We start from the raw sequence: 25180 nt of genomic DNA, 5'->3' as shown, positions 1-25180 counted from the left end.
GCGAGCGGCGCCCCCATGTAGGTCCCATGCATATTTTCGACTTCGACAACTCCTACGCCCGCCTGCTGCCGCATATGTTCACCCGTCAGGATCCGGCCAAGGTTCCCGCGCCGAAACTGTTTGCGCTGAACGAAGACCTCGCGCGTGACCTCGGCGGCAATATCGAGGCGTTGAAGTCCCCCGAGGCCGCCGCGATCTTTGCCGGCAACACCATCCCCGACGGCGCCGAGCCCATCGCCCAAGCGTACGGCGGCCACCAGTTCGGTCAATGGAACCCCGGCCTCGGCGATGGCCGCGCGGTGCTGCTGGGCGAAGTCATCACGCCCGCTGGCAAACGCTTCGACCTCCAGCTCAAAGGCTCGGGCCGCACGCCCTATTCGCGCGCAGGCGACGGCAAGGCGTGGATCGGCCCCGTCATCCGCGAATACATCATGTCCGAGGCAATGCACGCCCTTGGCGTTCCGACCACACGCGCCCTCGCTGCCACGACCACAGGCGAAACCGTCGTCCGCGAAGCCGCCCTTCCCGGCGCTGTTTTGACCCGCGTCGCCCAAAGCCATATCCGCGTCGGCACCTTCCAGCTCTACGCTTACCATCAGGACGTCAACGGCCTCAAAGCGCTGTTCGACCACACGGCAGAGCGTCACTTTGGCGGCGAAACGAACCCCGCCACTGTCCTGCGCGACATGATGACCCGCCAAGCCAAGTTGGTCGCCCAGTGGATCGGCCTCGGTTTCATTCACGGTGTGATGAACACCGACAACATGCTGATCAGTGGCGAGACCATCGACTACGGCCCTTGCGCGTTCATGGACGCCTACCACCCGCACACGGTGTTCTCGTCCATCGACCACCAGCGCCGCTACGCCTACTCGAACCAGCCGCAAATCGCGGTCTGGAACATCGCGCAGTTCGCCTCGGCAATGATCCCGCTGACGCCCGATCAGGACGCCGCGATCGCGGAATTCACCGGCATCGTCAATGAATTCGCTGACCTCTATCAGACCGAATGGCGCCGCGTATTCGCAGCCAAGCTTGGCCTCAAGCCGAATGACGCATCCTTCGACCTGACAAATCGCCTGTTGACGATGATGGCCGAAGTTGGCGCCGATTTCACCAACACCTTTGCCACCCTCGGCCAACCCTTCGACCATCCCGATTATGCACAATGGCTCAAGGATTGGACCGCGGAAAATCCCGACCTCGACCTCGCCGCGAAAACAAACCCGCAGGTCATTCCGCGCCTCCATCACATCGAGGCCGCCATCGCGAGCGCGATCTATGAGGACTACGGCCCCTTCAACGCCCTGCTAGCGGCCGCGACAAACCCGTTCACCAAGAACGACGCCTACATGTCCCCGCCAACCGAAACCGAGCGCGTCCGCCAAACCTTCTGCGGTACCTAGGCCCGCCTTTGTGCGAAAAACATCCCGGGGGAGCGGCAACGCCGCGGGGGCAGCGCCCCCATCACGCTCACTCGTAGGGCACGATCCGGTCAGCAGAGAGCGCATATCCCACTTCCGCCAACTGGGTGGAATTGGACGCCGCACCGAACATGCCAGTCACCGTGACCGGCTCGAATAGCCCACCGGACTCGTACGGGCGATCTGTCGTGACCAGCACCAGCTGGTTCGCAGGCGGCGGTGGGACGTGGATGCAGGCGCCGACGTATGGGACGAGCATGAAGGTTTTCACTGCGGTCCCGTCATACTCCATCGGGATCACAAAGCCCGACAGGCGGACCGTCTGACCGTTCCAGTCCGTGCGAACGCCGGTCGATGCAGGCTGACTGATCGCCGCCGCGCCGTCGTGTTCGACAACGCCGCTTGGTCCGGATGCTTCGCCCTCGGGCATGAGGTCTTTCCATTCAATCTCGAAGACCTCGTCGGCCAGCGCGGGAAGGCCGCACGACAGCAAAGCGACCGAGGTCAAGAGCACGCCTCGGCGGGTGGGCTGCATCACGTCCATTCGTAAATTTCCATTTTCTCGGCTTCGATCTCGTAGCCCATCTGCGCGAGCTCGTTGCTTTGCAGCTTGGCGGACATGATCCCGTAGACCCACACGGCATCGAACAACTGGTCGTTTGGCCACGGCGTCTCGCTCGTCACGAACACCACCTGATTGGGCGGCGGCGGCGGGACGTGGATACAGGCACCCGTGTAGGGCACAAAGACAAAGCTCGTGACGCCCTCCGTCCCTACATCAATCGGGATGATGTAACCGGGCAGTTTCACCGCCATCCCGTCGAGCGCCATGTTCAGCTTCACCCCGTTCTCGTCGAAAACGGGGTTCCACGTGTCATTCATCACGTCCATCTCGCCGTTTCCGATAATCTCGGAATATGGCACGCCGGGCGGGATCAGGTCGTCCCACGTGATCTCTTGGTAGTCAGCGGCTTGCGCCATGCGCGGCAAAACCGCCGCCGCGGTCGACGTCAGCAGAAGCTGTCTGCGGGAAAGTCGGATCATATTCTCACCATCATGCCATCTGCGAGCGACAGGCGGTAGGCGCGCAGCGCCGGCACGAGGCTAGCGAGTGCCGCCGCCATGATCACCGCGCCGAGCAATTGAAGTTCATAGAGCGAAGGTGCCTCAATCGGCAGCCAGATACCATAGGCGGCGTCCGCCCACGGCTGGAACACCATCAGCCCCGCGTAAAGGATCACAACACCGAGCGCCGCGCCGATGGCTGCCATCAGCACTGCCTCGAGTACCAGCATACCAAGGATCGTGACAGGGCTCGCGCCGACCGCTCGCCAGATTGCCATTTCGCGCCGCCGCTCGTTGAGGCTGGAAAAGATCATCGCCATCATCCCGATCAGTGCGGTCAGCACCACCATCGCGGACACACCGATCAGCGCGTTTTCGGCCACTCCAACGATCTGCCAGAGCTCTTGCAGTGCGACGCCCGGAAGGACCGCGAGCAGAGGCTCTTCGGAATATTCGTTGATCCACCGTTGCAGGCCGAAGATTTGCAGACGGGATTTCACCCCGACCAACGCGGCCGTGATCGCTTGAGGCTGAAGGTCCATCTGTCGAATCTGCTCGACCGGCGTTGCAGGTCCGGCGGATTTTGCTCCCGTTTGCCAATCGACGTGGATCGCCTCAATCGCCTCGAGGCTGACGATCACAGTGCGGTCAACGGGCGTGCCGGTCTTGGCGAGGATACCTGCGATACGGAACGGCTGGTCGTCATGTTCGGTGAAGGACGCAAGGCCATGTGCGACCACAATCGGGTCGCCGACCTTGTAGCCGAGCGTCTCGGCCACATCCGCGCCAACGACTGTGTCGTAGAGGTCGCCGATCCCCTGCCCCTCGGCAAAATCAAGCGAGCGGCCACCGCGGAATTTATAGCGGTCGAAGAATTCGTTGGTCGTGCCCATGACGCGGAACTGCTTGTGACTGTCGCCCAGCGAGATTGGCACGATCCAGTCGACCTCCTCACGGTTCGCTATGTCCTCGTAGCTCTCCCACGTGACATTGTTCGTGGCGTTGCCAATGCGGAACACTGAATAGAGCAGCAGCTGCACCGAGCCTGACCGAGCGCCGACGATCAGGTCGGTGCCCGAAATCGTATCGGCAAAGCTGTCGCGGGCACCGGTGCGGACTTTCTCCACCCCGAGGAACAGCGCGACAGACAGAGCGATGGCGAGGATCGTCATGCCGACCGTCAGGGCGCGGGCGATGAGCGATCCGAAAGCGAGACGGAAAATCATGCGGCGGCCCTTTCGGTTTTGACGATGTCCTCAAGCCGGATCACGCGGTCGAACCTGTCGCCAAGCCTTTCGTCGTGGCTGACCATCAGGACCGCCGACCCCGCCTCGCGCGTCTGGCGGAACAGGAGTTCAAGGAACGTGTCCTGCGTCGCCGCATCGAGTGCAGAGGTCGGCTCGTCAGCGACGATCAGCGGCGGGCGACCGATCAGCGCGCGCGCGACGGCAACACGTTGTTGCTGGCCGACACTCAGACGCCCCGCAGGCGTGTTCATCACGCCGTCGGGCAGGCCGAGGTCCGCGCAAAGGCGGGCCGCTTCGGCGCTGCTGTCGCCAACACGCTTGCGGCGTTCGGGCGAAAACCTGAGTGGCAACAAGATATTATCAGCCACGCGGCCATAGGGGAGCAGATTGAACTGCTGGAAAATCACGCCGATATTCTCGGCGCGAAAACGGTCCCTCGCACCGACCCGCAGTTTGCCGAGGTCGGTGCCAGAGACCTGCACCTCGCCTTGATCGGCGGCGACAATCCCGCAGATCAGCGAAAGCAGAGTGGACTTGCCCGATCCGCTTTCACCGAGGAGCAGGACGCTTTCGCCCTGCCCCAAGGCAAACGTCGGACAAGTCAGTGCAAAGCCGCCCTTTCCCGGCCAGGAAAATCGGACATCGGAGAGTTCAAGAGCGGCTTTGGTCATGGCTTACTTCAGGGTCAGTTTGGCCACGTCATGGTCAATCTCGGCAGAACCGGCACCTGCATCGGTGACATATTGCGCTTCGATCTCGTGGGCGTTTTCGAAGTGATTGAAGAACGGAAACTCGACCGTGGTCAACGCAGAGGTATCTTCGCATTCAAACACATAGTGCGCTTCGAATTCGGTGTGGCGCGCGCCTTCCTCGTGTTCGTGCTCTTCGTCGCCATGCTCGTCGTGATGTTCTTCTTCATGATCGGCGTGGTCTTCGCCATGATCATGCTCGTCGCCGTCATGGATGTGCAGTTCGGCCATCGCCTCGACAGGCGCGCAGCCCGCAGCATCGTTGAACGCGAACAGCTCGTCGGCGCGCATCAGCTGGGCAATCGCATTTTCGACCGCAGCAAGGTCGGCGTCGGTGCTCGGCTCGTATTCGAAGCCGACGATGTCCATGCCGGGAGACTCGAGGTTCATCTCGACCGTGCTGCCTTCGACGGCCATCTCAAGCTTGCTGACGCCGTGAACGTGCGCACCCATTTCCCGGTGGCCATCCTCGGCAAACAGCGGAGCGGCGGCGACAGTGGCGAGAAGCGCCAGACCAATGGTTTTCATCGTAATTCCTTTCGGTGTTCGGCGCGCAATACGCGCCCAGTATGTCAGTTTTTTGATATGCTGCGAGCCGCTACGGGCTGCGTCGGCAGGTTTTGGGCCACGAGGCCCGTTTGCTCCCGACCGAGGCACTGCCGCTCCGCCCTGTCCAGCCGTTCCAGTACGGCCTCGACGCTCTCCCCTTTGGATCTCGCACGCAGCCAGATCCGGCGGCACGATGCAGGCGACCATGGCATCGCAGCGCCAGCCATCCACTGACGCAGCGCGAGAGGAAGAGCGTCGAAGTCACGCATAGGGTCATTTCGCCGTCTACGTTTGCGCAGGGCATTCCGGCCGAGGTTTCCATTCATCTTGAGAACGATCCTGTGCACTGGCGTAGTTGGGACACGGCATGACCTCTTTGATCCCGGCAACGGATGCGCCGGGTATTCGGTAGTAAGCTAAGAAGGGATTTCAGATCAGCAGACCGACGGAGCCGGCCGCAATTCGGCGTTGGACAAAGGCGTGACGAGGCTCCGTTTGCTTCGGTCGGCTAACTGTTATGTTATATCATATCATCCCGCAAGGGGCGTCTTCAAAGTTTCATAGTCACCTTGGGCCTTTCCTCGTGTCAGAGGCCGTGCAATAAGCACCGCGTCATTCAAACCAAGGAGACGGAACTATGCATGACATCCGCTTTATCCGCGAAAATCCGGCAGCATTTGACGCCGCCCTCTCGCGTCGTGGAGCATCGCCGGTTTCGTCAGAAATCCTTGCCATCGACGAAGCACGTCGCGCCCTGATTCTCGCTGCCGAAACCGCGCAGGCCGAGCAGAACAAGGCGTCGAAAGAAGTCGGTGCGGCCAAAGCCAAAGGCGACGAGGACGAGTTCCAACGCCTCCGTGCTCTCGTGGCTGAAAAGAAGGCCGAAATCGCGCAGATGCAGGAGCAAGCCAAGCAGAAGGACGAGGAGCTTAACACGCTCCTCCTGACGCTGCCGAACATGCTGTACGATGACGTGCCGGACGGTGCCGACGAAAACGACAACGTCGAAATCGGCCGTTGGGGCACCCCGCGTTCGTTCGACTTCAAACCGGTGGAGCACTACGACCTCGCCGGCGTGAAGACCGGCATGGACTTCGAAGCCGGCGCCAAGCTTTCGGGCAGCCGTTTCGTCGTGCTGACCGGCGGTGTGGCCCGCATCCACCGTGCGCTGGCCCAGTTCATGCTGGACTTCCACGTAGAGAACCACGGTCTGACCGAAGCCATCACCCCCGTGATGGTCAAGGAAGACATGATGTACGGCACCGGCCAGCTTCCGAAGTTCGGCGAGGACAGCTATCAGACCACCAACGGCTGGTGGCTCATCCCGACTGCAGAAGTCACGCTGACCAACCTTGTCAACGGCGACACCATCGAAGAGTCGGCCCTGCCGATGCGCTACGCCGCCCACACCCAGTGTTTCCGTTCGGAAGCGGGTTCGGCGGGCCGCGACACCTCGGGTATGCTGCGTCAGCACCAGTTCGAAAAGGTCGAGATGGTATCGATCGTCCACCCCGACGAGTCGGAAAACGAGCACGCGCGCATGACCCGTCAGGCCGAAGCGATCCTAGAGGCGCTGGAACTGCCCTACCGCACCATGAAGCTCTGCGCGGGCGATATGGGTGCAGGCATGAAGCGGACCCACGACCTCGAAGTCTGGCTGCCGGGTCAGGACAAGTACCGCGAGATCTCGTCGGTCTCGACCGCTGGTGACTATCAGGCGCGCCGCATGAACGCACGCTTCAAGCCGGCCGAAGGCGGCAAGCCGCAGTTCGTTCACACCCTGAACGGTTCGGGCCTTGCGGTTGGCCGCACGCTGATCGCGGTTCTGGAAAACGGCCAGAACGAAGACGGCTCGGTCACGCTGCCTACGGCGCTTCACCCGTATCTGCGGGGCAAGACGGTGCTGAACGCAGCCGGCGATCTGGAATAAGAAAAGGGCGCTTCGGCGCCCTTTTTATTTTGCGGAACAAGCGCTTCGGGTGCAGCGTTGATCCAGTGTACCCCGCCGGACGTAGGACTTCGCATGAAACGCTATCTTCCTTGGCTAACCGCCTTCTTTTCGCTGACGTTTGTTTTTGCGCCTCTCGTGACAGAGCCGTTCACCGGCTACGAGGAAGGCCAGATCCCTGTGTTCATGGATCAGCCGCCCATCCAGCCCGCTGGGTATGCGTTCAGCATCTGGGGCGTCATCTACACATGGCTGATCGTGTCGGCGGTTTACGGTCTCTGGAAGCGGCGTGACGACTACCAATGGCAACTCGTGCGCGGCCCGCTGGCGCTGAGCCTCGCGCTCGGCACGCTCTGGCTGGCGATTGCGAATGCGACGGTCATCTGGGCGACAATCGTCATTCTGGTGATGGCAGGCGTAACAGTGCTCGCCCTGCTCCGCTCGCCTGACAAAGATTTCTGGTGGTTGAAGGTGCCGCTGGGCCTCTATGCAGGCTGGCTGACGGCAGCGTCGTTCGTATCGCTGGCCATCGCGGTCGCAGGCTACGGCATCCTGAGCTATCAGGCCGCGTCGATCCTTTTCCTCGCTATTGCGATGTCTGCTGCGATCCTCGTGCAGATGATGCCGCCCAGCGGCCCTGCCTACGGGATTGCCGTGATCTGGGCGCTGGTGGGGATCATCGTGCAGAACGGCGCCGACAATTGGATCATGTCGGCGCTTGCCGGTATTGGCATCGTTCTGCTGCTCAGCCGTCTGGCCCGTCGCGCCTTTACTTGAGGTGCTTGGACAGCTTGGACGGCTGCTTTTTCTTCTTGTTCTTATACGGGTTCTTTTCGCCCTGATCGCGCAGATAGAGGCGGATCGGGGTACCCGGCATTTCGAAGTCTTCGCGTAGACCGTTGATCAGGTAACGCTCGTAGCTCTCAGGCACCTTATCGGGGTGCGAGGTCATGACGACGAACTGCGGAGGACGGGTTTTCACCTGCGTGACGTAGCGCATCTTGATGCGCTTGCCCTGTGGTGCGGGCGGCGGGTGCTGCTCCAGCATACCAACCAGCCAGCGGTTCAGCGCCGAGGTCGACACGCGGCGGTTCCACGTCACATACGCCTTCATGATCGCAGCGTGCAGACGGTCGAGCCCCTTGCCGGTCTTGGCCGATACGGTGACCATCGGTGCGCCGCGCAGCTGCGGCAGGAGGCGACCAAACTTCTCGCGAAGGTCGTTCAGCTTTTCCTGTTTGTTGTCTTCGGCGTCCCACTTGTTGACCGCAACGATCACGGCGCGGCCTTCACGCTCGGCGAGGTCGGCGATGCGAAGATCCTGCTGCTCGAACGGGATCGACACGTCGAGCAGAACGACAACGACTTCGGCGAACTTCACCGCACGGATACCGTCGGCGACCGAGAGCTTTTCCAGCTTCTCGTTCACCTTGCCCTTGCGGCGCATACCGGCGGTATCGAAGATGCGCATCGGCACGTCTTCCCACGTCGTGCGGACCGAAATCGCGTCGCGGGTGATACCTGCTTCGGGACCGGTGAGCAGACGTTCTTCGCCAATAATCTTGTTGATAAGCGTCGATTTACCAGCGTTCGGACGACCGATGACGGCGATCTGGAGCGGCTTGCTCTCGGTCGGCATCATGATTTCGGGCTCTTCGCCCTCTTCGAACTCGTCCCAGTCCTCGACATCGACGTCGACTTCGGGCGCATCGGCAGCGGCGCGCTCTTCGAACTGTTCCGAGAGCGGCAGGAGGATGTGATAAAGTTCGTCCAGACCTTCGCCGTGTTCGGCGGACAGGCGGATCGGCTCACCAAGGCCGAGCGAGAAAGCTTCGATGTAACCGCCCTCACCCGCACGTCCTTCGGACTTGTTCGCAGCAAGGATCACATGCGCGTTCTTCTTGCGCAAGATGTCGGCAAACACTTCGTCGGACGGGGTAATGCCCGCACGGGCATCCACGAGGAACAGGCACACATCGGCCATCTCGACCGCGCGCTCCGTCAGGCGGCGCATACGGCCCTGAAGGCTGTCGTCGGTGGCTTCTTCAAGACCGGCAGAATCGATGACCGTGAACTTGATGTTGCCGAGCTTCGCCTCGCCTTCACGCAAATCGCGAGTCACACCCGGCTGGTCGTCGACCAAAGCGAGTCTCTTGCCAACCAGACGGTTGAACAGTGTCGATTTGCCCACGTTCGGGCGACCGACGATAGCGAGCGTGAATGTCATGGCAAATGCCCTTTCTAGTCAGAAAAGGGGCGATACACCATTATCGCGTCAACGGAAAGCCAACAGTTTGCCGTCTTGGGACACGACGTAAAGTACACCGCCGGCGACTACCGGATTGGAAGCTGCGCCACCACGCACTTCGGTCTGACCGACCAGTGCACCCGAGGCCGGATCGAACTGGCGCAGATTGCCGTCGGACGATGCGACATAGAGCTGACCGCCCGCCATTATGGGGCCGTAGTGGGCGTATGCCGCGTTCGACAGACCAAAGCGACGCTCGATCATATCGGGCAGCGACTGGCGCCAGATGACATTGCCGGAGGACTTGTCGAGGCGGACCAGCTCGTTCACATCATTGACGAAGTAGAGCGAGTTGCCCGTCAGCTGGATCGGACCGATGGCACCGTCGTTGGCGGTCCATTCGATTGCGCCGGTTGCCAGGTTCATCGCAGCAAGACGGCCAACAGGGTTACCCGCGTAGACAGTCCCGCCGTCGATGACCGGAGAGCTGGAAACCCCAGTAAATACAGCGCCTACAGCGTAACCAAGGCGCTCACCCGCGACAGCCGAATTCCAGCGGTTGGTGCCGCCATTGCGGAAGGTCGCGATGATCTGGCCCGACGGGAACGGGAACAGCGACAGGTCGTTACCGATGGCAACGCTTGCGCCTGAACCGTAGCGGGTTTCGGAGACGATGCCGTCCACGGTCCACTTCACGCGGCCGTTTGCAGCGTCCAGCACCCAGCCGCGGCTGTCGCGGCTCGCGACATAGACCATGCCGCTAGCAACGGTCGGCGCGGCTGCACCGGCGGAATTCAGATCCTGACGCCAAACGATACCGCCGTTCGATGTGTCGAGCGCAATGACTTCGCCATAACCGGAGGTCGCGTAGATGATGCCGCCAGCAACGGCCATGCCGCCTGCGGGACCGGCCACGCGCTCACCAACGGGCTTCAGGTTCGACTGCCAAAGGCGTGCACCCGCGGTGGAGGTCGCGACCAGCTGCGAGTCGGAATCAATCGTGTAGACCACGCCGCCTGCAACGATGGGGTCAGCAGCCAGACGGGCGCGCTTTTCGTTGCCCGCACCGATATCGGCCGAGAACAGAAGCTGCGGCGTGCCGCCAAAGGCTGCGTTTTGGACGTTGTGCTGGGCGTTGCCGCCGTTCTGCGCCCAGTCGGCGTTGTTCGTCGCGGCAGGAATGGAGGCTGCCAGCGCGATATTCGTTTCGGCCTGAGGCGCAGCGTAGGTGCCGTCGCGGAAATCGACGCGTTCACCCGGAAGGATGATGTCGGTGCCGCCGCAACCTGCCAGAGCAGCCAGCAGGACCGAGCTGCTAAGTAGTGTCCGGATCGACATTGGCTGCCCCCTCTATCGCGTTATTCGGCGTTGCCGCCCAAAGAAACAATCAGCGTTCCTGCGCGGTCACGCAAGCCCCGAGTCGTCGATGCATCGTTTTCGATGCGCGTCAGGATCTCGAGAGCTTTCTCGCGGTCACCTGCCTCGACGTTGGCCAGAGCGATCTGCTCCAGTGCAAGCAGATTTAGCGGGTTAGAGACATCCGTAAAGGGTTCAAATGCCGCAATTTTCTCTTCGGCGGTCATGTCCTGCGCATCGAGCAGCATGGCCTTGAAGGCAGCGACGTTCACATAGATGCTTTCGGCGCCTTCGATGTCAGCGATTTCGCGGTAGGCGGCAATCGCAGCCTCGCGGTCACCCGCGTCGATGGCGGTCGATGCTTCGAGCATCAGCGCGACAACGCCCTGCGGCAGTTCGCTCAGCGCGGCGCTACGCGATGCGGAGTCGTTGTTCTCCATCGCGGTCAGGATCGCATCGCCCTTGGCTTGCGCTACAGAGCGTTCCTGGGCGCTTGTATACTCGAAATAGGCGGTACCACCGACCAAACCGACAACTGCGACAACAGCGATCCAGCCATAACGGCGGATCATGTGATAAAGACGGTCGCGGCGAAGCTCTTCTGCCACCTCGTCTACGAAACTATCGTTATTGCTCATTTCGCCTTCCGACGGTCGGCCCGCCTGTCACTTTCAATTCGGTCAACGTCTTATCGTGAAGCGGGCACAATTGCCAAGCCCTACGGAAAGGTCGGAGAATGCTGCCTTGCAGCAACTTTGCGTGGAATTTAATCTGAACAGGCCTGTTTACCGTAAAGAAAACTATACGGACTAAGCCCGTTACGGGTATGCGGCTGGCAACAGCCATCAAAGGCCTTTGGGGGAACACGAATGCGTATTTTACCGCTGATGACGTCGGCGTTGGTGACAGCTGCACTTTACTTCGCAATTGCGGAGCGCGACCAACTGCTGGCCTTCGCCCAAGTCGAAGAACCGGACGAAGCGGAAACCGAAGTCGTTGAAGCCGCCGATACGCCAAGCCTCATTCGTGTTGTCGTACAGCATTCCGTGGCCGAAGCGATTGACAATGCCGTGATCCTGCGCGGCCAGACGGAGGCCGCGCGTCAGGTTACCGTGCGTGCGCAAACCGCCGGTCAGGTCGTCTCCGACCCGCTGCGCAAGGGCGCTTATGTCAACGAAAGCGATGTCCTCTGCCGGATCGACATGGCTTCGCGCGAGGCGTCGCTTGCCCAAGCCGAGGCCGCGCTGAGCGAGGCGGAACTCAGCCTGTCCGCCGCCGAAAAGCTGAATACCGAAGGCTACGCCTCAGAAACCCGCCTCCGCGGCGCGGAAGCCGCCGTTTCTGCCGCCCGTGCGGCGCTCGACAATGCAGAGCGCGATATTCGCAACACCGAAATCACCGCCCCTTTCGGCGGCCTGCTGGAAACCGACACCGCAGAACTGGGCACCCTCCTCAGCACTGGCGGTGAATGCGCGACGATCATCCAGCTCGATCCGATCAAGCTTGTGGGCTTCCTGCCCGAAACCGAGGTCGAGCAGGTACAGGTCGGTTCGCGCGCGTCCGCAGAGCTGGCTTCGGGCTTGACGACCGAGGGACGCGTGAACTTTATCGCGCGCTCCGCCGACGCGACCACCCGCACCTTCCGCGTGGAGATCGAGGTTCCGAACGCCGATCTGTCGATCCGCGACGGCCAGACCGCAGAGATCATGATCGCAACCGACGGACGCGAAGCACACCTCGTTCCCCAATCCGCGTTGACGCTCAATGACGAAGGCATTCTGGGCCTGCGTATCCTTAAGGGCGAAAACGTGGTAGAGTTCGCTCCGGTCGAGGCCGTGCGCGACACGATCGACGGTATGTGGGTCGCGGGTCTCGACCTCGAGGCCGACATCATCGTCGTCGGTCAGGAGTACGTTGTCGAAGGCGTCACCGTAGCACCGACCTTCCGTGAGGATGCGTTATGACCGGAATGATCGACTGGGCCGCGTCACGGGCCCGCATGGTGATCCTCTTCATCCTGCTTTCTATCGTGGCAGGATGGGGCGCTTACACCTCGCTCCCGAAAGAAGGCGAGCCGGATATCGAAATTCCGGCGCTCTTCGTGTCGGTCCCCTTCCCCGGGATTTCCGCAGCCGACTCCGAAACGCTGCTGGTCAAGCCGATGGAAACCGAACTCGGTGACCTCGACGGGCTGAAAAAAATGACCTCCAACGCCGCTGAAGGTTACGCCGGTGTCGCGCTGGAATTCGAATTCGGCTGGGACAAGACCAAGACCATGGCCGACGTCCGCGACGCGATGAACAGCGTCGAGGGCAAATTCCCCGCCGGAGCCGACAACTACTCGATCAACGAGATCAACTTCTCCGAATTCCCGATCATCATCGTCAGCCTCACCGGCAATGTGCCCGAACGCACTTTGATCAACGTCGCCAAGGACTTGCAGGAAGAAGTTGAGGGCATCGACGCTGTGCTTTCCGCGGACCTTAGCGGTCAGCGCGACGAGATGCTGGAGGTCGAAATCGACCCGCTGCGCCTTGAGGCGTACAACGTCACGGCGGGCGAACTCATCAACGTCGTGACACAAAACAACCTGCTGATCGCAGCGGGTGAAGTGGAAACTGATCAAGGTAATTTCGCGGTCAAGATCCCGTCGTCCTTCGACACGCCCTCCGACATCTACGACCTGCCCGTCAAGACGAACGGTGACCGCGTTGTCACCCTCGGCGACCTCGCCACGATCCGTCTGACGTTCGAAGACGCCGAAAGCACTGCCCGCTTCAACGGCGTAAAAACGGTCGCTTTGCAGGTCGTCAAAGCCCGCGGTTATAACCTCATCGACACCGCGACGCTGATCCGCGAAACGGTCGAGGAAGCCCGCGCAAACTGGCCCGAAGACCTGCGCACCGCGATTCAGGTCAGCACATCGAACGACCAGAGCCGCACCGTGGACTCGATGGTCAAACAGCTCGAAGGCTCGGTTCTGACGGCGATTGCACTGGTGATGATCGTGGTGCTGGCCTCGCTCGGTACCCGCTCCGCCCTGCTCGTCGGCTTCTCGATCCCGACCTCGTTCCTGCTGACCTTCCTGCTGCTCGGCGCGATGGACGTCACGATCTCGAACATCGTTATGTTCGGCCTGATCCTCGCGGTCGGTATGCTCGTCGACGGCGCGATTGTGGTCGTGGAATATGCCGACAAACGCATCGACGAAGGCGTCGGCCCGATGCACGCCTATACCGAAGCCGCCAAGCGCATGTTCTGGCCGGTCATCTCTTCGACCGCGACCACGCTTTGCGCTTTCCTTCCCATGCTTTTCTGGCCCGGAGTCCCCGGTCAGTTCATGGGGATGCTGCCGGTCACGCTGATCTTCGTTCTGTCCGCCTCGCTCGTCGTCGCGCTGATCTTCATGCCCGTTCTGGGCGGCGTTCTTGGCCGTATCAGCCGGAGCTTCGGCCACGCGTCGGACCGCCTGCGCAAACTGCCGTGGATCGTCCGCGCGGTCATGTGGCTGGTGGCTGTCGCCGTGATGCTGGGCGGCGCGCTTTCGGCGGTGAACCCCGCGCCGATCGGTCAGAATAGCTTCATGCTCGGCTTCCTGATCTTCTGTGTCGCTTCGGCAGCTATGTCGATCACGATGGGGTCGCTGAAATACCAACGCAAAGCCAAGCGCGTTGACACCAGCTATCGCCGCTCGCCGTTCGGCTGGTTCATGTGGGCGATCACGAATAACCCCGTGATGCCGATCGTGACCATCGTGGCGATCATCGGCTTCGTGGTCGTAGTTTTCGATTACTTCGGCAAAAACAACAACGGCGTCGAGTTCTTCACCGAAACCGAGCCGGAGCAATCCATCGTCTACGTGCAGGCCCGCGGCAACCTCAGCCTCGCCGAAAAGGACGCGCTCGTCGCTCAGGCCGAGGACATCGCTCTCAGCACGCCCGGCATCGAGTCTGTCTTTGCCTTTTCGGGCGCAGGCGGCCTCAACGCCAATACCGCCGGTGCCGAGAGCCCGCGAGATGCCATCGGTCAGCTTCAGCTTGAACTGATTCCGTGGGACGACCGTCCGGCCTATGCCATCGCGAACGACATTCCGCTGGAAGAACTCGACGGCAATGCTGTCATGGCCAACCTACAGTCGCGCCTCGATCAGCTGCCGGGTATCCGCACGGAAACGCTGAGCCTAGCCATGGGCCCCGCCTCGGCCAAGCCGGTGAACCTGCGCCTCAAATCCGACGACTGGGACGATCTGCTGTCCGCCACCGCAGCTGCTCGCGCGCACATGGAGACGATGCCTGCCCTCACCCAGATCGAGGACAGCCGCCCCCTCCCCGGTATCGACTGGGAAATTAATGTCGATGTCGAAAAGGCAGGCCGCTACGGTGCTGACGTGGCGACTGTCGGCGCGATGGTGCAGCTCGTCACGCGGGGCATTCTACTCGACACCATGCGGGTCGATAGCTCTGACGAAGAGATCGAAATCCGCGTGCGCCTGCCCGAAGAGGACCGCGTTCTCGCGACGCTCGACAGCCTGAAGGTGCGCACGCAAAACGGCCTCGTCCCGCTGTCGAACTTCATCACCCGTCAGCCTGTGCCGAAGCTTGCGCAGATCGACCGGATCGACCAGAAACGGTACTTCGACCTGAAGGCTGGCGTCACTGACGGGATGGTTGTGTTGACCAACGTCGAGACCGAAGAGAAAACCTACATCGCCGAAGATGCCCTGACCGCAGAGCAGCAACGCATGATCGACCGCGGTGAACTCACGCGCGCTGTCGTCAACGGCAACGAACGTATCACAGCGCTGGAAGAATGGCTGTTGGCGGACGGCAACCTGCCCGCTTCGGTGAGCTTCGAATGGGCCGGTGACATGGCCGATCAGGAAGAAAGCCAAGCCTTTCTGCAAACCGCCTTCGCCGGTGCGCTGGTCCTGATGTTCATCATCCTGCTCGCCCAGTTCAACAGCTTCTACAACTCGGTGCTGGTGCTGCTTGCTGTCATTCTGTCGACCGCCGGCGTGCTGGTCGGGATGCTGGTCATGGATCAGGCTTTCTCGATCATCATGACGGGTACGGGCATCGTCGCGCTGGCGGGGATCGTGGTGAACAACAACATCGTTCTGATTGACACCTATCAGGAATACACCCGCTATATGCCGAAGCTGGAGGCGATTGTGCGCACCGCGCAGGACCGTATCCGCCCCGTGCTGCTGACGACGATCACGACGATGGCGGGCCTTGCGCCGATGATGTTCGGCCTTAGCCTTGATTTCATCAACGGCGGGTATTCTATCGACAGTCCGACCGCGCTTTGGTGGAAGCAGCTGGCCACGGCGGTTGTCTTCGGCCTCGGCATCGCGACGGTCCTGACCCTGATCTTTACACCTGCAATGCTGGCGCTGCGCGTCTGGGTCGTCCGTGCGCTAGCTGCCATCTTTGCCCGTTCAGGCCAGCGGTCACGCCTCGCGCGGTCCCTGCGGAAGTGGGCGAAGGATGAGGCGTCGACCGACCTCATCTGGACCGATCCTCCTGCGGCGTTTAGCACGCCGAAACCGCACCTGAGAGCAGCAGAATAACAAAAAGGCCACCCCGCGGGGTGGCCTTTTCATTTGACTTTAGCGCGGATTTTTACGCGTAGCCGACACGCGGCGCGCGGAGCGTCAGCAGGGTCAGCGTCAGGCAGATCGCACCGCAGCAGCCAATCGCGACGACCATCGGCGTCGCGGTGCCGTCAAAGAACGGACCCATGATCGCAACCATGACCGCGCCGGTGATCATCTGCGATGCACCGCCGAGCGAGGACGCCATGCCTGCGATCTCGCCGTGGTCATCAAGCGCGAGCACCATGCTCGACGGGATGACCACACCGAGGCCGGCGTTGGCGCCGATCAGCATTGCCATGATGACGACGAGGTGACCGCCGAAAGCCAGCGTCACCAGAGCCAGACTGATGGTGAAGGTCGCGAAAACCATCACGCCGTAGCGGATCAGGCGCTCTGCCCCCAGACGTGCGCCCAGCGGACCCGCGATCTGCGAGGTGCCGAAGAAGCCAAGCGCGTTGGCAGCAAAGGCCAGCGAGAACTGGGTTTCCGTGAGGCCGAACTGGTTCGTGTAAACGAACGACGCGCTGGCGATGAAGATGAAGAAGCTGCTGAACCCGAACGCACCGATGAAGGTCAGGCCCATGAAGCGCGGATCACGGACCAGTACCTTGGCCGCGCGGCCGAGCGAGGCAATGCGAAGCGGCATTCGGCGCTCTTTCGGCAGGGTCTCGGGCTGCATGAAGTGAAGCGCACAGATGCTGAGCACGGAGACCCCCGCCAGAACCCAGAACACATCGCGCCATTCGCCGAACGCCAGAACGCCGCTACCGGCGAGCGGCGCGAGCATCGGGGATACGGCAATCACCAGCATGACCATCGACATCAGCTTTGTCGCCTGCGGGCCAGTGTGCATGTCGCGGATAATCGCGCGAGGAATGACGCCGAAGGACGCCGCGCCGAAGCCTTGAAGCGCACGCGAAATAGCGAGCGACGTCAGGTCGGTTGATACCGCACAGCCCACCGAAGCGAGCAGGAAGATCGCGAGACCGACGTAGAGCGGCACCTTGCGGCCCGCCTGGTCGGCCCACGGGCCGTAGATCAGTTGCGCCACGCCGAAGGTGACGAAGTATGCAACGAGGGTGATCTGCGCTTCGGCCTCGGTCACACCAAGTTCGGCAGCGATCGTCGGAAGCGCAGGAAGGAACATATCGATCGCGAACGGACCGACCAATGACAGGAGGCCAAGCACGAATGCGGCACGGGCTAATGAAGGTTGCATTATCTATCCAAACTGCGACATTTTATCTCAATGCAGTCTGTCTAGGCCGTGCTGCGCTGCGGCGCAATCAGGCGGCGTCCTCCGATGCCTGTTTTCTCCAGAGCTGCGCATAGCGCCCCCCTCGTGAGAGAAGCGCTTCATGACGGCCTTTTTCAATGATTTCACCGTGTTCTAGCACGATGATCTCGTCGGCCTCTGCAATTGTGCTCAGTCGGTGTGCGATAGTGATCACAGTCCGCCCTTCGCCCATTTCCTGAAGCTGCGCCTGAATATACCGTTCCGTATCCGTATCGAGCGCCGAAGTCGCCTCGTCCAGCAGCAGGATCGGCGGGTTTTTCAGGATCGTGCGGGCGATACCGACGCGCTGTTTTTCACCGCCCGAAAGCTTGAGGCCGCGCTCACCAACTTCGGTATCGTAGCCGCGCGGCAGGCTCATTACGAAGTCATGGATCTTGGCCGCGCGGGCGGCAGCGATGACCTCGTCCTCGGACGCTTCCGGATTGCCGTAGGCGATGTTGTAGCGGATGGAGTCGTTGAACAGCACAGTATCCTGCGGGACCACGCCGATCATCTGGTGCAAACTGTCCTGCGTCACCTCGCGCAGGTCCTGCCCGTCAATGCGGATCGCGCCGCCTGTGACGTCATAGAAACGGAACAACAGACGCCCGATGGTCGATTTGCCGGAGCCGGACGAGCCGACAATCGCCACGGTTTTCCCCGCAGGCACGGTCAGTGAAATACCTTTCAGAACAGGACGTTCCGGCTCGTAAGCGAAGTGGACATCCTCGAACGTCAACTCACCGCCGCGCACGTGCAACAGCGAGGCGTTCGGTTTGTCCGTAATCTCGGGAGGCATATCGAGAAGGCCGAACATATCCCCCATATCGATCAGCGCCTGACGGATTTCGCGGTAAACCGTGCCGAGGAAATTGAGCGGCATTGTGATCTGGATCATGTAGCTGTTGACCATGACAAAATCGCCAACGGTGAGCGAGCCGTTCTGCACGCCGACAGCCGCCATCACCATGACGGCCACAAGGCCGCCCGTGATGATCAGCCCCTGCCCGAAATTCAGCAGCGCCAGCGAGTTGGTGGTGCGAACGGCGGCAGCGGCATAGCGCTCCATCGAGCGGTCGTAGCGGTTTGCTTCCCAAGTCTCAGCGCCGAAGTATTTCACGGTCTCGAAATTCAACAGACTGTCGATGGCTTTCTGGTTGGCATCGGTGTCCTGCTTGTTCATCTCGCGGCGGATTTTCACGCGCCATTCGGTGACCGAAAACGTGAACGCCACATAGAGCGCAATCGTGACCGCCACGACAATGAGGTACCAAACGTCGAAGAAAGCGAGCAGCGCGATGCCGATCAGGACCAGTTGCAGGACAAGCGGTCCGAGGCTGAAGAGGATGGTGCGCAGCAGGAAGTCGACGCCCTTCACCCCGCGCTCGATGATACGGCTGAGCCCGCCGGTCTTGCGCGTGATGTGGTAGCGCATCGACAGGCGGTGAATGTGGGTGAAGGTCTCGATGGCGAGCTTGCGCAGTGCGCCCTGCCCGACCTTCGCGAAAATCACGCTACGCAGCTGCTGGAAACCGGTGTCGCCAAGCCGCGCGAGGCCGTATGCCAGCGTCAGACCGACCGCGCCAAGCGCAAGGAAACTGCCGCCGCTCGTGCTCTCGGGGGCGAGCGCATCAACGGCCTGTTTGTAGAGGATCGGGGAGCCGACAGCGATCAGCTTGGCCAAGAGCAGCACGAACAGCGCCGCCACCACGCGGATGCGGAAATTCAGATTGTCTTTGGGCCAGAGGTAAGGCGCGACGCGGCGGATGATGGACCAGCCTTCGATGGGCTCTCCACTCAGATTGGCGTCGGTTTTTTGAAGACGTTGCATCAAGACTCCCGTGGCTACCGGCGCAGCCTAGGCGCGCCGATAGGGGAAGACCAGACTTACTCTTGTTCGAGTTCCGGCAGGACGAACACCTGACCGGGATAGATCAGATCCGGATCGCGGATCAGGTCTTTGTTCGCCTCGAAGACGTAGACATATTTCACGCCGTCGCCGTAGGCTGCACGGGCGATACGCCAGAGCGAGTTGCCCGGCTGCACGACCTTGACCGAGATGCCGTCGTCGCTTTCGTCCACACCAATCGCGGTGGCGATGTCAGTGGGGTCTTCGCGCTTGAACGGGGTTTCGATACGGCTCACGACCTCGCCAGCTTCGTCGGTTTCGTCGGCGCGGAGCGTATAGACGCCTGTCTCCACCTCGGGCAGATCGGTGCGCCAATCGCCGCTTTGCTCGATCGGAGCGGAGACGAGCGGGGTATTGTCGAGATAAAGCTGGATGTTGCCCGCCTGCCCCGACGCACGGCCCGACACGCTGACGTTGCCTTCGTCGTTGTAGGTGATGGTGTCGACGGTGACGGAGGGCGAACGTTCTTCATCGCCCGACTGCACCACGCGAACGCCGTCGTTGTCAGCCAGCAGAACGGTGTCGGAGGTCGTGTCTTCGACCTCTTCAACGCCGGTGAGTTCGGTGGTTTCTTCGTTTGGCTGCTCTTGGGCAGGCTGTTCTTCGGTTACCGTAGGTTCAGCGGCTTCGGCGACTTCGGTCGTTTCCTCAGCCGGAGCTGCCGGTTCATCAGTGTTGACTTCGGCAACCTCGATGGTTTCCTCGGCTACAGGCTCTTCGGCTCGGGTAGCCTCGGCAGGTTCTGCAACGTCCGCGGTCGGCTCTTCCTCCGCACCCGCCGCTACGGTCTCTTCCGCAGCGGGCTCGTCACTCGCAACTTCGACCGGAGTTTCGGTCTCCGGCGTCGCAGGACGCTCGGGCTGCTCGGTATTGACCTCCGCCAACGCGAGTTGCTGCTCTTCCGCAGTCTCAGCGGTTTCCTCGGCGGGCTGCGGCCCCTTCACCACGTCAGCACCGATCAGCACAGTCTCTTCGGAGACGAGCGCATCGCCTTCGGGATCGGCCACGAGGTAAAGCTGGCGCGGCTGGTCGGACGGCTCGAGCGTGAAGAACGCAAAGAAGCTGCCGTCGCCATCGGTTTCGAGCGATTGCAGGATCACATCATCCAGCATCACATCCACACGGCCACCGGCAGCGAAGCGGCCCGCGATGGTGCCCATGCCGTCGGCTTCGATGCGCACGTCTTCGATGGTCGGGGCCGCAATGACCGGAGCCTCGGCGGTTTCGGTTTCGACCGGAGCGGCAGCAGGCTCTTCCGGCTCATCAACTGCTTCAGGCTCGGGCGCCGGCTCGGGATCGACAACAGGCGCAACGTCGACGACGGGCGGCTGCTCGGCGGCAGTCTCTTCGGCAACTTCCGGCTCATCTGCCGGAACAGCCTCAGGTTCCGCTACAATCTCCGCAGGTTCTTCGGTATCCGTTTGGGCGACGGCAACTTGCTCTTGCGGTTCGGGAGTGTCCTCTCCCGGTGCCAGAAAAATTGCGCCCAGAATGCCGATAACCACGACCGCCCCAACGGCCACGGTTGTCATCAGACCGCTACGGCCTGTTGTACTTTGATCTTGCGACAAGATTGTCCCTTCCCTGCGCAATTGCCGCAAAGCGGCAAAATCTGTTGTCGGACATTATCAACGGGTCTATTCAGGGTCAAAGACTACCATAACAAATATGTGAGACCCTGCGATGAAATCGGTATGTGTGTACTGCGGATCGCGCAGCGGAAAGCGTCCTGCGTATAATCTGGCCGCCGAAAAGAGAGGTCAGATGCTCGCAAAGCGCGATTGGCGACTCGTTTACGGTGCTGGTGATGTGGGTCTGATGGGCACCGTTGCGCGCTCCACCCAACTGGCGGGCGGCAAAACCTTCGGTGTCATCCCAGAACATCTGGTGCGTTGGGAAGTCGGCAAGAGCGACCTCGACAGCTACATCGTGACTGAAACGATGCACGAGCGGAAGAAGGTCATGTTCATGAACGCCGACGCGGTGCTGATGCTGCCGGGTGGCGGCGGGTCGCTGGACGAGTTCTTTGAAGCACTGACATGGCGGCAGCTTGGTCTGCACCAGAAGCACATTGTTCTGCTGGATGTCGAAGGCTACTGGCAGCCGCTCATCGCGCTCATCGACCATTTTATCGGTGAAGGGTTTGCGGATGCGTCGCTGAAAGATTACATCAGCGTGGCCACAACGGTTGAGGAAGCCGAAGCGATACTAGAGACCGCTTTCGCGTAAGAAAAAGAGCGCCGCGAGGCGCTCTTTTCGTTTAGTGGACCGTGTCGCCGTCCAGCTCTTTGTGGAGCAGTTGCTCCAGCTTATCGAGCGGATGGTTGGTCAAATCCTTGTCCAGTTCGGCAACGATCTTGTCGGTGACCTCTTTATGGAGCGATTTGCGCACCTCACCGAGCGTATTCGGCGATGCAACGAGGACCAGACGGTCAAACTTGCCCTTGTGCGCCAGCTTGTAGAGCTTGTCGGCAATGTCCGAAGCAAAGCGATCCTTAGCAAGCTGGTGCCAGTCAGTGTCATCAAGCGCCGACTTCTGGCCCGGACCGTTGTCGTTCATCCGTCCGGGGCGGTTGGCCGACTGTTCGTAGTCCGACGGGTTTTCCTGCTCGTCGATGCTGACCACGTTCAGATTGGGGTTCTGCGCATCCATATCGTTACGAAGGAAAAGCGCCTTCTCACCGTCGGCAACGACGACCCAAGTGCCTTGTGTCAGTACAGCCATGTTATTTCTCCTCGTTACCGGTTTCGATTTCGTCGGATTTGCGGACACGGGTCGTCGTCGGACGTCCCTGCTCTACCGCTTTCTCTTCGTCACGGGTGCCAACTTTGCGTTGGAGGTTTCCGCCTTCGCGACCGGCTTTGGAGGGTGCTTCCTCGACATCACCGATCAGCTCTTCGGTCTCGCTGCGACCATCTTGGGATCTATAGCGTTCGGCCATCATGAGCCTCCTTTCATTTGATAAGCCAACGCACAAAAACCCGCATCCGTTCCACGGGCGGGCGATCACAAAACCATTGAAGCGAAAGAAGAAAGGGCGCCGCTTGGGCGCCCTCGGTCATTCATGCAGACCGTGCAGTTGCAGCATCGTCCGGCCAATCGTTCGCAGGTGTGAGATTCATGGGGTCGTCCTCCGCGCTGTCCTCGCTGGTCAATTCGCGGGACAGGCTGCGCATCTCGGAGTCGAGGCGCATGGTCGCGTCGTTGATTTCATCAAGCGTTGCCGACTGCTGGCGGCTGACAGAGGTCAGCGATTCCACCAGCGCTGCGATCTCGCCCGCACCGGCGGCCAGTTCGTCGAGGGCGGAGCCGCTTTGCTCCACGATAACAACGCCGTCGCTGATCTCTTTCGCGGCTTGCTCGATCAGCTCTGACACGTCACCCGCCGCACGCGCGGAACGGGCGGCTAGCTGCTGCACCTCGGTCGCGACCACGGCGAAACCGCGCCCCGCAGGCCCTGCCCTTGCGGCTTCGACGCGGGCGTTAAGGGCAAGCAGGTTGGTCTGGAACGCGATCTCGTCGATGATCTTGATGATCGAGGTGATCTTGTCCGACGCCTTGCGGATACGGTCCATCGCCTCGATGGCGTTCTGGGTGATGTGTGTGCCCTCGTAAGCCATATCGCGCATCTCACCGACGCGGATATTCGCGGTTTCGGTCGATTTCAGCGCGCTGTTTACCGACTGGGCCAGTTCTTCGGTCGATTGGGCGGTGTGTTCGATGTCGCGACTGATCCGGTCCGAACGTGAGCGGCCGTTCTCCGCACGGATCTTTACCTCTTCAAGCTCGCGTTGGCGCGCATCCTGACGGGCCAGAGCCTCGTCGCGGTTCTTTTTGATCTTGTCGCGGAAAACGACCAGCGTCGAGATCAGCGTCGACAGGCCGTTGGTGCCCGGTTTGGGTAGTTCGACGTCATAGTCGCCCTCGGTCATCTTGACCGCTGCGCCGACGATTTCTCCCATCACCTCGGCATTAAATTTGGTGAATCCGTAGATGATCACAGCCGAGAGGATGATGCACAGCAGCCCGCCCGCGACGGTCAGGACCAAAGAACGCCAAGCCGTCACCGAAAGCGCGGCCTCTTTCTCCATGATGATGTCCCAAAGCTGGTGCTCAGCATCAAACAGCAGGTTCACCCGATCTGTATGAAGCGCGAACACCTCGCTAGGCGTGAGGTCGAAGGTGTAGCGCTTGGCCTTTTCCTGAATGTCGAGAACCGCGAGGTTTTCTGGGGACGCCAAGAAGTCCTCGTAGGACTTCTGCACAACCGGATCGGGGATCTGGTCGTACTGGTCCAGATAGGCTTGGAGCAGCGTCCGGTGGATGACGAACAGATCGTAGTCCGAATTGGTAAAGGACAGCTGCGTGGCAATGCGCGTATCGATCGCGCGCTGAAGACCGGTCTGTTCTTTGGCGCGGAGGAGCGCGTTGTAGCCGTCGAGGTAAACGGCGAGCGTCGGCTCTTGCGTCAACTGCGCCATCAGGTCCGACAGATGCTGGAGCCGCGCGATAATGTCCTTGTAAACCTCGACCATCTCGGGACCAGTGATGATCTTGCCATCAACTTTGCTGCGGATGCGGACGACTTCCTCGTCTACGGCTTTCACTTCGTCGTAGTAGGCGGCGAATTGCGGCGGCACCGCGCCAATTTCAAACGCGCGCCACGCTTCAAAGTGTTCGTCCACGACAGCGCGCTGCGCAATCATTTCCTCGCCGCCGTTGTGTCCGCCGCTCGCAAGGAAGCCCGCGGATCGCCCACGTTCAGCTTGCATCGCATGCACGACAGCGTTCACCACAGTGACCGTTTCGAGCATTTCCTCAAGGCCCTGAACGTCAGCGAATTCCTTGTAGCGGTTTCCCGCATAGGACAGCGCGATGACGATACCGAACACCAACGGAAGGCCGCCTAGCAGCATATGCCGCCAAAACGTGCTCCAGTTCAGGGTGATGTGACGAAACAGTCGGGACATATGCGCGGCCTTAGGAATGATCTCTCCAAAGTCACAACGGTCGGTCAGATGGACCGTTTAGCGGATATGGCTGCGCTATCCAGATGCGCCCGCTAAAAAACAGAAAAGCCGCCCGAAGGCGGCTTTTCCTATCGGCATTCGCAGCGATTACATGCGCGAAGCGACGTTTTCCCAGTTGACCAGGTTGTCGAGGAAGTTGGTCAGGTAGGCCGGACGCTTGTTGCGGTAGTCGATGTAGTAGGAGTGTTCCCACACGTCGCAGCCGAGCAGAGCGGTCTGGTTGAAGCACAGCGGGTTGACGCCGTTCTCGGTCTTGGTGACCTTGAGCGAACCGTCAGCGTCCTTCACGAGCCAAGCCCAGCCCGAACCGAACTGGCCGGCGCCGGCAGCCGAGAACTCGTCCTTGAACTTGTCGACCGAACCGAAGGACTCGGTCAGAGCCTTTTCCAGCTCGCCCGGCATCTTGCTGTCGTTCGGGGTCATCATTTCCCAGAACTGGTTGTGGTTCCAGAGCTGCGAGATGTTGTTGAAGATACCGTTCTGGGCAACTGCGCCCTGCTGGTAGGTGCCCTTGATGATCTCTTCTAGCGACTTGCCTTCCCACTCGGTGCCTTCGATCGCCTTGTTGCCGTTGGTGACATAGGCGTTGTGGTGCAGGTCGTGGTGGTACTCGAGGGTCTCTTTGGACATGCCCTTCGAAGCAAGTGCGTCGTGGGCGTACGGAAGATCGGGAAGTTCAAAAGCCATTGATCTAATCCTCTTTAAAGTTTGTGTTCGCTGCCTTGTAACAAAGCTCAACTACACTCCACGTCAACCCCGAATGCACCTCAAGACCGTGT

22 protein-coding genes are annotated in these 25180 nt (G+C 60.9%); 6 read left to right on the top strand and 16 right to left on the bottom strand.

The features are described 5' to 3' along the window. Positions 1-26: 26 nt before the first annotated feature. Positions 27-1406, top strand: a complete 1380-nt coding sequence (locus tag HCZ30_RS11620) for a protein adenylyltransferase SelO (protein WP_167638463.1) — start codon at positions 27-29, stop codon at positions 1404-1406. Positions 1407-1473: 67 nt separating this feature from the next. Here the strand turns inward: HCZ30_RS11620 and HCZ30_RS11615 are convergent, their stop codons facing one another. Genes HCZ30_RS11615 through HCZ30_RS16640 form a run of 6 tightly spaced genes read right to left on the bottom strand, consistent with a single transcriptional unit; the run spans position 1474 to position 5360 of the window. After that, positions 1474-1968, bottom strand: a complete 495-nt coding sequence (locus tag HCZ30_RS11615; protein WP_167638462.1) for a DUF3299 domain-containing protein — start codon at positions 1966-1968, stop codon at positions 1474-1476. Beyond that, complete coding sequence (locus HCZ30_RS11610) at positions 1959-2468, bottom strand: DUF3299 domain-containing protein (protein WP_167638461.1); 510 nt, start codon at positions 2466-2468, stop codon at positions 1959-1961. The genes HCZ30_RS11615 and HCZ30_RS11610 overlap by 10 nt, the downstream gene beginning before the upstream one ends. After that, a complete protein-coding gene (locus tag HCZ30_RS11605) occupies positions 2465-3715 on the bottom strand; it encodes an ABC transporter permease (protein ID WP_167638460.1) in 1251 nt (416 codons plus the stop codon). Before HCZ30_RS11605 ends, HCZ30_RS11610 begins: the two co-directional genes overlap by 4 nt. After that, positions 3712-4407 (bottom strand): ABC transporter ATP-binding protein, encoded by a 696-nt coding sequence (locus tag HCZ30_RS11600; RefSeq protein WP_167638459.1) that lies wholly within the window; start codon positions 4405-4407, stop codon positions 3712-3714. The genes HCZ30_RS11605 and HCZ30_RS11600 overlap by 4 nt, the downstream gene beginning before the upstream one ends. 3 nt (positions 4408-4410) lie before the next feature. Then, positions 4411-5013 (bottom strand): DUF2796 domain-containing protein, encoded by a 603-nt coding sequence (locus HCZ30_RS11595; protein WP_167638458.1) that lies wholly within the window; start codon positions 5011-5013, stop codon positions 4411-4413. A 44-nt stretch (positions 5014-5057) separates the two neighbouring features. Beyond that, on the bottom strand, positions 5058-5360 hold the full coding sequence (locus HCZ30_RS16640; protein WP_281352630.1) for a DUF6525 family protein: 303 nt from the start codon (positions 5358-5360) through the stop codon (positions 5058-5060). Positions 5361-5671: 311 nt separating this feature from the next. Between HCZ30_RS16640 and serS the strand changes: the two genes are divergently transcribed. Further along, positions 5672-6964 carry a serine--tRNA ligase gene (gene serS, locus HCZ30_RS11590; protein WP_167638457.1) on the top strand — a complete coding sequence of 431 codons (1293 nt, stop codon included), beginning with the start codon at positions 5672-5674 and terminating at the stop codon, positions 6962-6964. Between the two features lie 93 nt (positions 6965-7057). After that, positions 7058-7759 carry a tryptophan-rich sensory protein gene (locus tag HCZ30_RS11585; RefSeq protein ID WP_167638456.1) on the top strand — a complete coding sequence of 234 codons (702 nt, stop codon included), beginning with the start codon at positions 7058-7060 and terminating at the stop codon, positions 7757-7759. On the opposite strand, the gene der is transcribed toward HCZ30_RS11585, so the two are convergent. From der to HCZ30_RS11570, 3 genes are read right to left on the bottom strand one after another with little or no spacing between them, the layout of a single operon-like run. After that, entirely contained in the window at positions 7752-9209 is a 1458-nt protein-coding gene (der, locus tag HCZ30_RS11580) for a ribosome biogenesis GTPase Der (RefSeq protein WP_167638455.1), read from the bottom strand. The genes HCZ30_RS11585 and der overlap by 8 nt on opposite strands. Before the next feature lie 48 nt (positions 9210-9257). Then, complete coding sequence (locus HCZ30_RS11575) at positions 9258-10568, bottom strand: PQQ-binding-like beta-propeller repeat protein (protein ID WP_167638454.1); 1311 nt, start codon at positions 10566-10568, stop codon at positions 9258-9260. 20 nt (positions 10569-10588) lie between these two features. Then, positions 10589-11224: a hypothetical protein gene (locus HCZ30_RS11570; RefSeq protein ID WP_167638453.1), complete on the bottom strand. Its 636-nt coding sequence runs from the start codon at positions 11222-11224 to the stop codon at positions 10589-10591. A 231-nt stretch (positions 11225-11455) separates the two neighbouring features. Here HCZ30_RS11570 and HCZ30_RS11565 point away from each other — a divergent pair, with 231 nt between their 5' ends. Continuing rightward, positions 11456-12550 (top strand): efflux RND transporter periplasmic adaptor subunit, encoded by a 1095-nt coding sequence (locus HCZ30_RS11565; protein ID WP_167638452.1) that lies wholly within the window; start codon positions 11456-11458, stop codon positions 12548-12550. Next, positions 12547-16158, top strand: a complete 3612-nt coding sequence (locus HCZ30_RS11560; protein ID WP_167638451.1) for an efflux RND transporter permease subunit — start codon at positions 12547-12549, stop codon at positions 16156-16158. The genes HCZ30_RS11565 and HCZ30_RS11560 overlap by 4 nt, the downstream gene beginning before the upstream one ends. 52 nt (positions 16159-16210) lie before the next feature. Here the strand turns inward: HCZ30_RS11560 and HCZ30_RS11555 are convergent, their stop codons facing one another. The 3 genes from HCZ30_RS11555 to HCZ30_RS11545 all read right to left on the bottom strand — a co-directional run bounded on the left by HCZ30_RS11555 (position 16211) and on the right by HCZ30_RS11545 (position 20902). Further along, positions 16211-17404 carry a multidrug effflux MFS transporter gene (locus tag HCZ30_RS11555; RefSeq protein WP_167638450.1) on the bottom strand — a complete coding sequence of 398 codons (1194 nt, stop codon included), beginning with the start codon at positions 17402-17404 and terminating at the stop codon, positions 16211-16213. A gap of 67 nt (positions 17405-17471) precedes the next feature. Then, on the bottom strand, positions 17472-19292 hold the full coding sequence (locus HCZ30_RS11550) for an ABCB family ABC transporter ATP-binding protein/permease (protein ID WP_167638449.1): 1821 nt from the start codon (positions 19290-19292) through the stop codon (positions 17472-17474). Positions 19293-19348: 56 nt separating this feature from the next. After that, positions 19349-20902 carry a LysM peptidoglycan-binding domain-containing protein gene (locus HCZ30_RS11545; RefSeq protein WP_167638448.1) on the bottom strand — a complete coding sequence of 518 codons (1554 nt, stop codon included), beginning with the start codon at positions 20900-20902 and terminating at the stop codon, positions 19349-19351. A 151-nt stretch (positions 20903-21053) separates the two neighbouring features. Here HCZ30_RS11545 and HCZ30_RS11540 point away from each other — a divergent pair, with 151 nt between their 5' ends. Continuing rightward, positions 21054-21599 (top strand): TIGR00730 family Rossman fold protein, encoded by a 546-nt coding sequence (locus HCZ30_RS11540; RefSeq protein WP_167638447.1) that lies wholly within the window; start codon positions 21054-21056, stop codon positions 21597-21599. Positions 21600-21630: 31 nt separating this feature from the next. On the opposite strand, the gene HCZ30_RS11535 is transcribed toward HCZ30_RS11540, so the two are convergent. The 4 genes from HCZ30_RS11535 to HCZ30_RS11520 all read right to left on the bottom strand — a co-directional run bounded on the left by HCZ30_RS11535 (position 21631) and on the right by HCZ30_RS11520 (position 25088). Next, positions 21631-22095 (bottom strand): host attachment family protein, encoded by a 465-nt coding sequence (locus HCZ30_RS11535; RefSeq protein ID WP_167638446.1) that lies wholly within the window; start codon positions 22093-22095, stop codon positions 21631-21633. 1 nt (position 22096) lies between these two features. Next, positions 22097-22312 carry a hypothetical protein gene (locus tag HCZ30_RS11530; protein WP_167638445.1) on the bottom strand — a complete coding sequence of 72 codons (216 nt, stop codon included), beginning with the start codon at positions 22310-22312 and terminating at the stop codon, positions 22097-22099. A gap of 121 nt (positions 22313-22433) precedes the next feature. Further along, complete coding sequence (locus tag HCZ30_RS11525; protein ID WP_167638444.1) at positions 22434-24341, bottom strand: methyl-accepting chemotaxis protein; 1908 nt, start codon at positions 24339-24341, stop codon at positions 22434-22436. Positions 24342-24488: 147 nt separating this feature from the next. Further along, positions 24489-25088 carry a superoxide dismutase gene (locus tag HCZ30_RS11520; protein ID WP_167638443.1) on the bottom strand — a complete coding sequence of 200 codons (600 nt, stop codon included), beginning with the start codon at positions 25086-25088 and terminating at the stop codon, positions 24489-24491. Positions 25089-25180 lie beyond the last annotated feature (92 nt).

The organism is Marivivens donghaensis (assembly GCF_011806565.1).
Taxonomy (GTDB): domain Bacteria; phylum Pseudomonadota; class Alphaproteobacteria; order Rhodobacterales; family Rhodobacteraceae; genus Marivivens; species Marivivens donghaensis_A.
Note: the sequence above shows the minus strand (reverse complement) of the source record. Positions and strands in the feature narration are given on the sequence as shown.

What these genes read in the sequence shown, in the direction of transcription:
- HCZ30_RS11620 (WP_167638463.1), top strand. Translation starts at nt 27, where the DNA reads ATGCATATTTTCGACTTCGACAACTCCTACGCCCGCCTGCTGCCGCAT.
- HCZ30_RS11615 (WP_167638462.1), bottom strand. Translation starts at nt 1,968, where the DNA reads ATGGACGTGATGCAGCCCACCCGCCGAGGCGTGCTCTTGACCTCGGTC.
- HCZ30_RS11610 (WP_167638461.1), bottom strand. Translation starts at nt 2,468, where the DNA reads ATGATCCGACTTTCCCGCAGACAGCTTCTGCTGACGTCGACCGCGGCG.
- HCZ30_RS11605 (WP_167638460.1), bottom strand. Translation starts at nt 3,715, where the DNA reads ATGATTTTCCGTCTCGCTTTCGGATCGCTCATCGCCCGCGCCCTGACG.
- HCZ30_RS11600 (WP_167638459.1), bottom strand. Translation starts at nt 4,407, where the DNA reads ATGACCAAAGCCGCTCTTGAACTCTCCGATGTCCGATTTTCCTGGCCG.
- HCZ30_RS11595 (WP_167638458.1), bottom strand. Translation starts at nt 5,013, where the DNA reads ATGAAAACCATTGGTCTGGCGCTTCTCGCCACTGTCGCCGCCGCTCCG.
- HCZ30_RS16640 (WP_281352630.1), bottom strand. Translation starts at nt 5,360, where the DNA reads ATGAATGGAAACCTCGGCCGGAATGCCCTGCGCAAACGTAGACGGCGA.
- serS (WP_167638457.1), top strand. Translation starts at nt 5,672, where the DNA reads ATGCATGACATCCGCTTTATCCGCGAAAATCCGGCAGCATTTGACGCC.
- HCZ30_RS11585 (WP_167638456.1), top strand. Translation starts at nt 7,058, where the DNA reads ATGAAACGCTATCTTCCTTGGCTAACCGCCTTCTTTTCGCTGACGTTT.
- der (WP_167638455.1), bottom strand. Translation starts at nt 9,209, where the DNA reads ATGACATTCACGCTCGCTATCGTCGGTCGCCCGAACGTGGGCAAATCG.
- HCZ30_RS11575 (WP_167638454.1), bottom strand. Translation starts at nt 10,568, where the DNA reads ATGTCGATCCGGACACTACTTAGCAGCTCGGTCCTGCTGGCTGCTCTG.
- HCZ30_RS11570 (WP_167638453.1), bottom strand. Translation starts at nt 11,224, where the DNA reads ATGAGCAATAACGATAGTTTCGTAGACGAGGTGGCAGAAGAGCTTCGC.
- HCZ30_RS11565 (WP_167638452.1), top strand. Translation starts at nt 11,456, where the DNA reads ATGCGTATTTTACCGCTGATGACGTCGGCGTTGGTGACAGCTGCACTT.
- HCZ30_RS11560 (WP_167638451.1), top strand. Translation starts at nt 12,547, where the DNA reads ATGACCGGAATGATCGACTGGGCCGCGTCACGGGCCCGCATGGTGATC.
- HCZ30_RS11555 (WP_167638450.1), bottom strand. Translation starts at nt 17,404, where the DNA reads ATGCAACCTTCATTAGCCCGTGCCGCATTCGTGCTTGGCCTCCTGTCA.
- HCZ30_RS11550 (WP_167638449.1), bottom strand. Translation starts at nt 19,292, where the DNA reads ATGCAACGTCTTCAAAAAACCGACGCCAATCTGAGTGGAGAGCCCATC.
- HCZ30_RS11545 (WP_167638448.1), bottom strand. Translation starts at nt 20,902, where the DNA reads ATGACAACCGTGGCCGTTGGGGCGGTCGTGGTTATCGGCATTCTGGGC.
- HCZ30_RS11540 (WP_167638447.1), top strand. Translation starts at nt 21,054, where the DNA reads ATGAAATCGGTATGTGTGTACTGCGGATCGCGCAGCGGAAAGCGTCCT.
- HCZ30_RS11535 (WP_167638446.1), bottom strand. Translation starts at nt 22,095, where the DNA reads ATGGCTGTACTGACACAAGGCACTTGGGTCGTCGTTGCCGACGGTGAG.
- HCZ30_RS11530 (WP_167638445.1), bottom strand. Translation starts at nt 22,312, where the DNA reads ATGGCCGAACGCTATAGATCCCAAGATGGTCGCAGCGAGACCGAAGAG.
- HCZ30_RS11525 (WP_167638444.1), bottom strand. Translation starts at nt 24,341, where the DNA reads ATGTCCCGACTGTTTCGTCACATCACCCTGAACTGGAGCACGTTTTGG.
- HCZ30_RS11520 (WP_167638443.1), bottom strand. Translation starts at nt 25,088, where the DNA reads ATGGCTTTTGAACTTCCCGATCTTCCGTACGCCCACGACGCACTTGCT.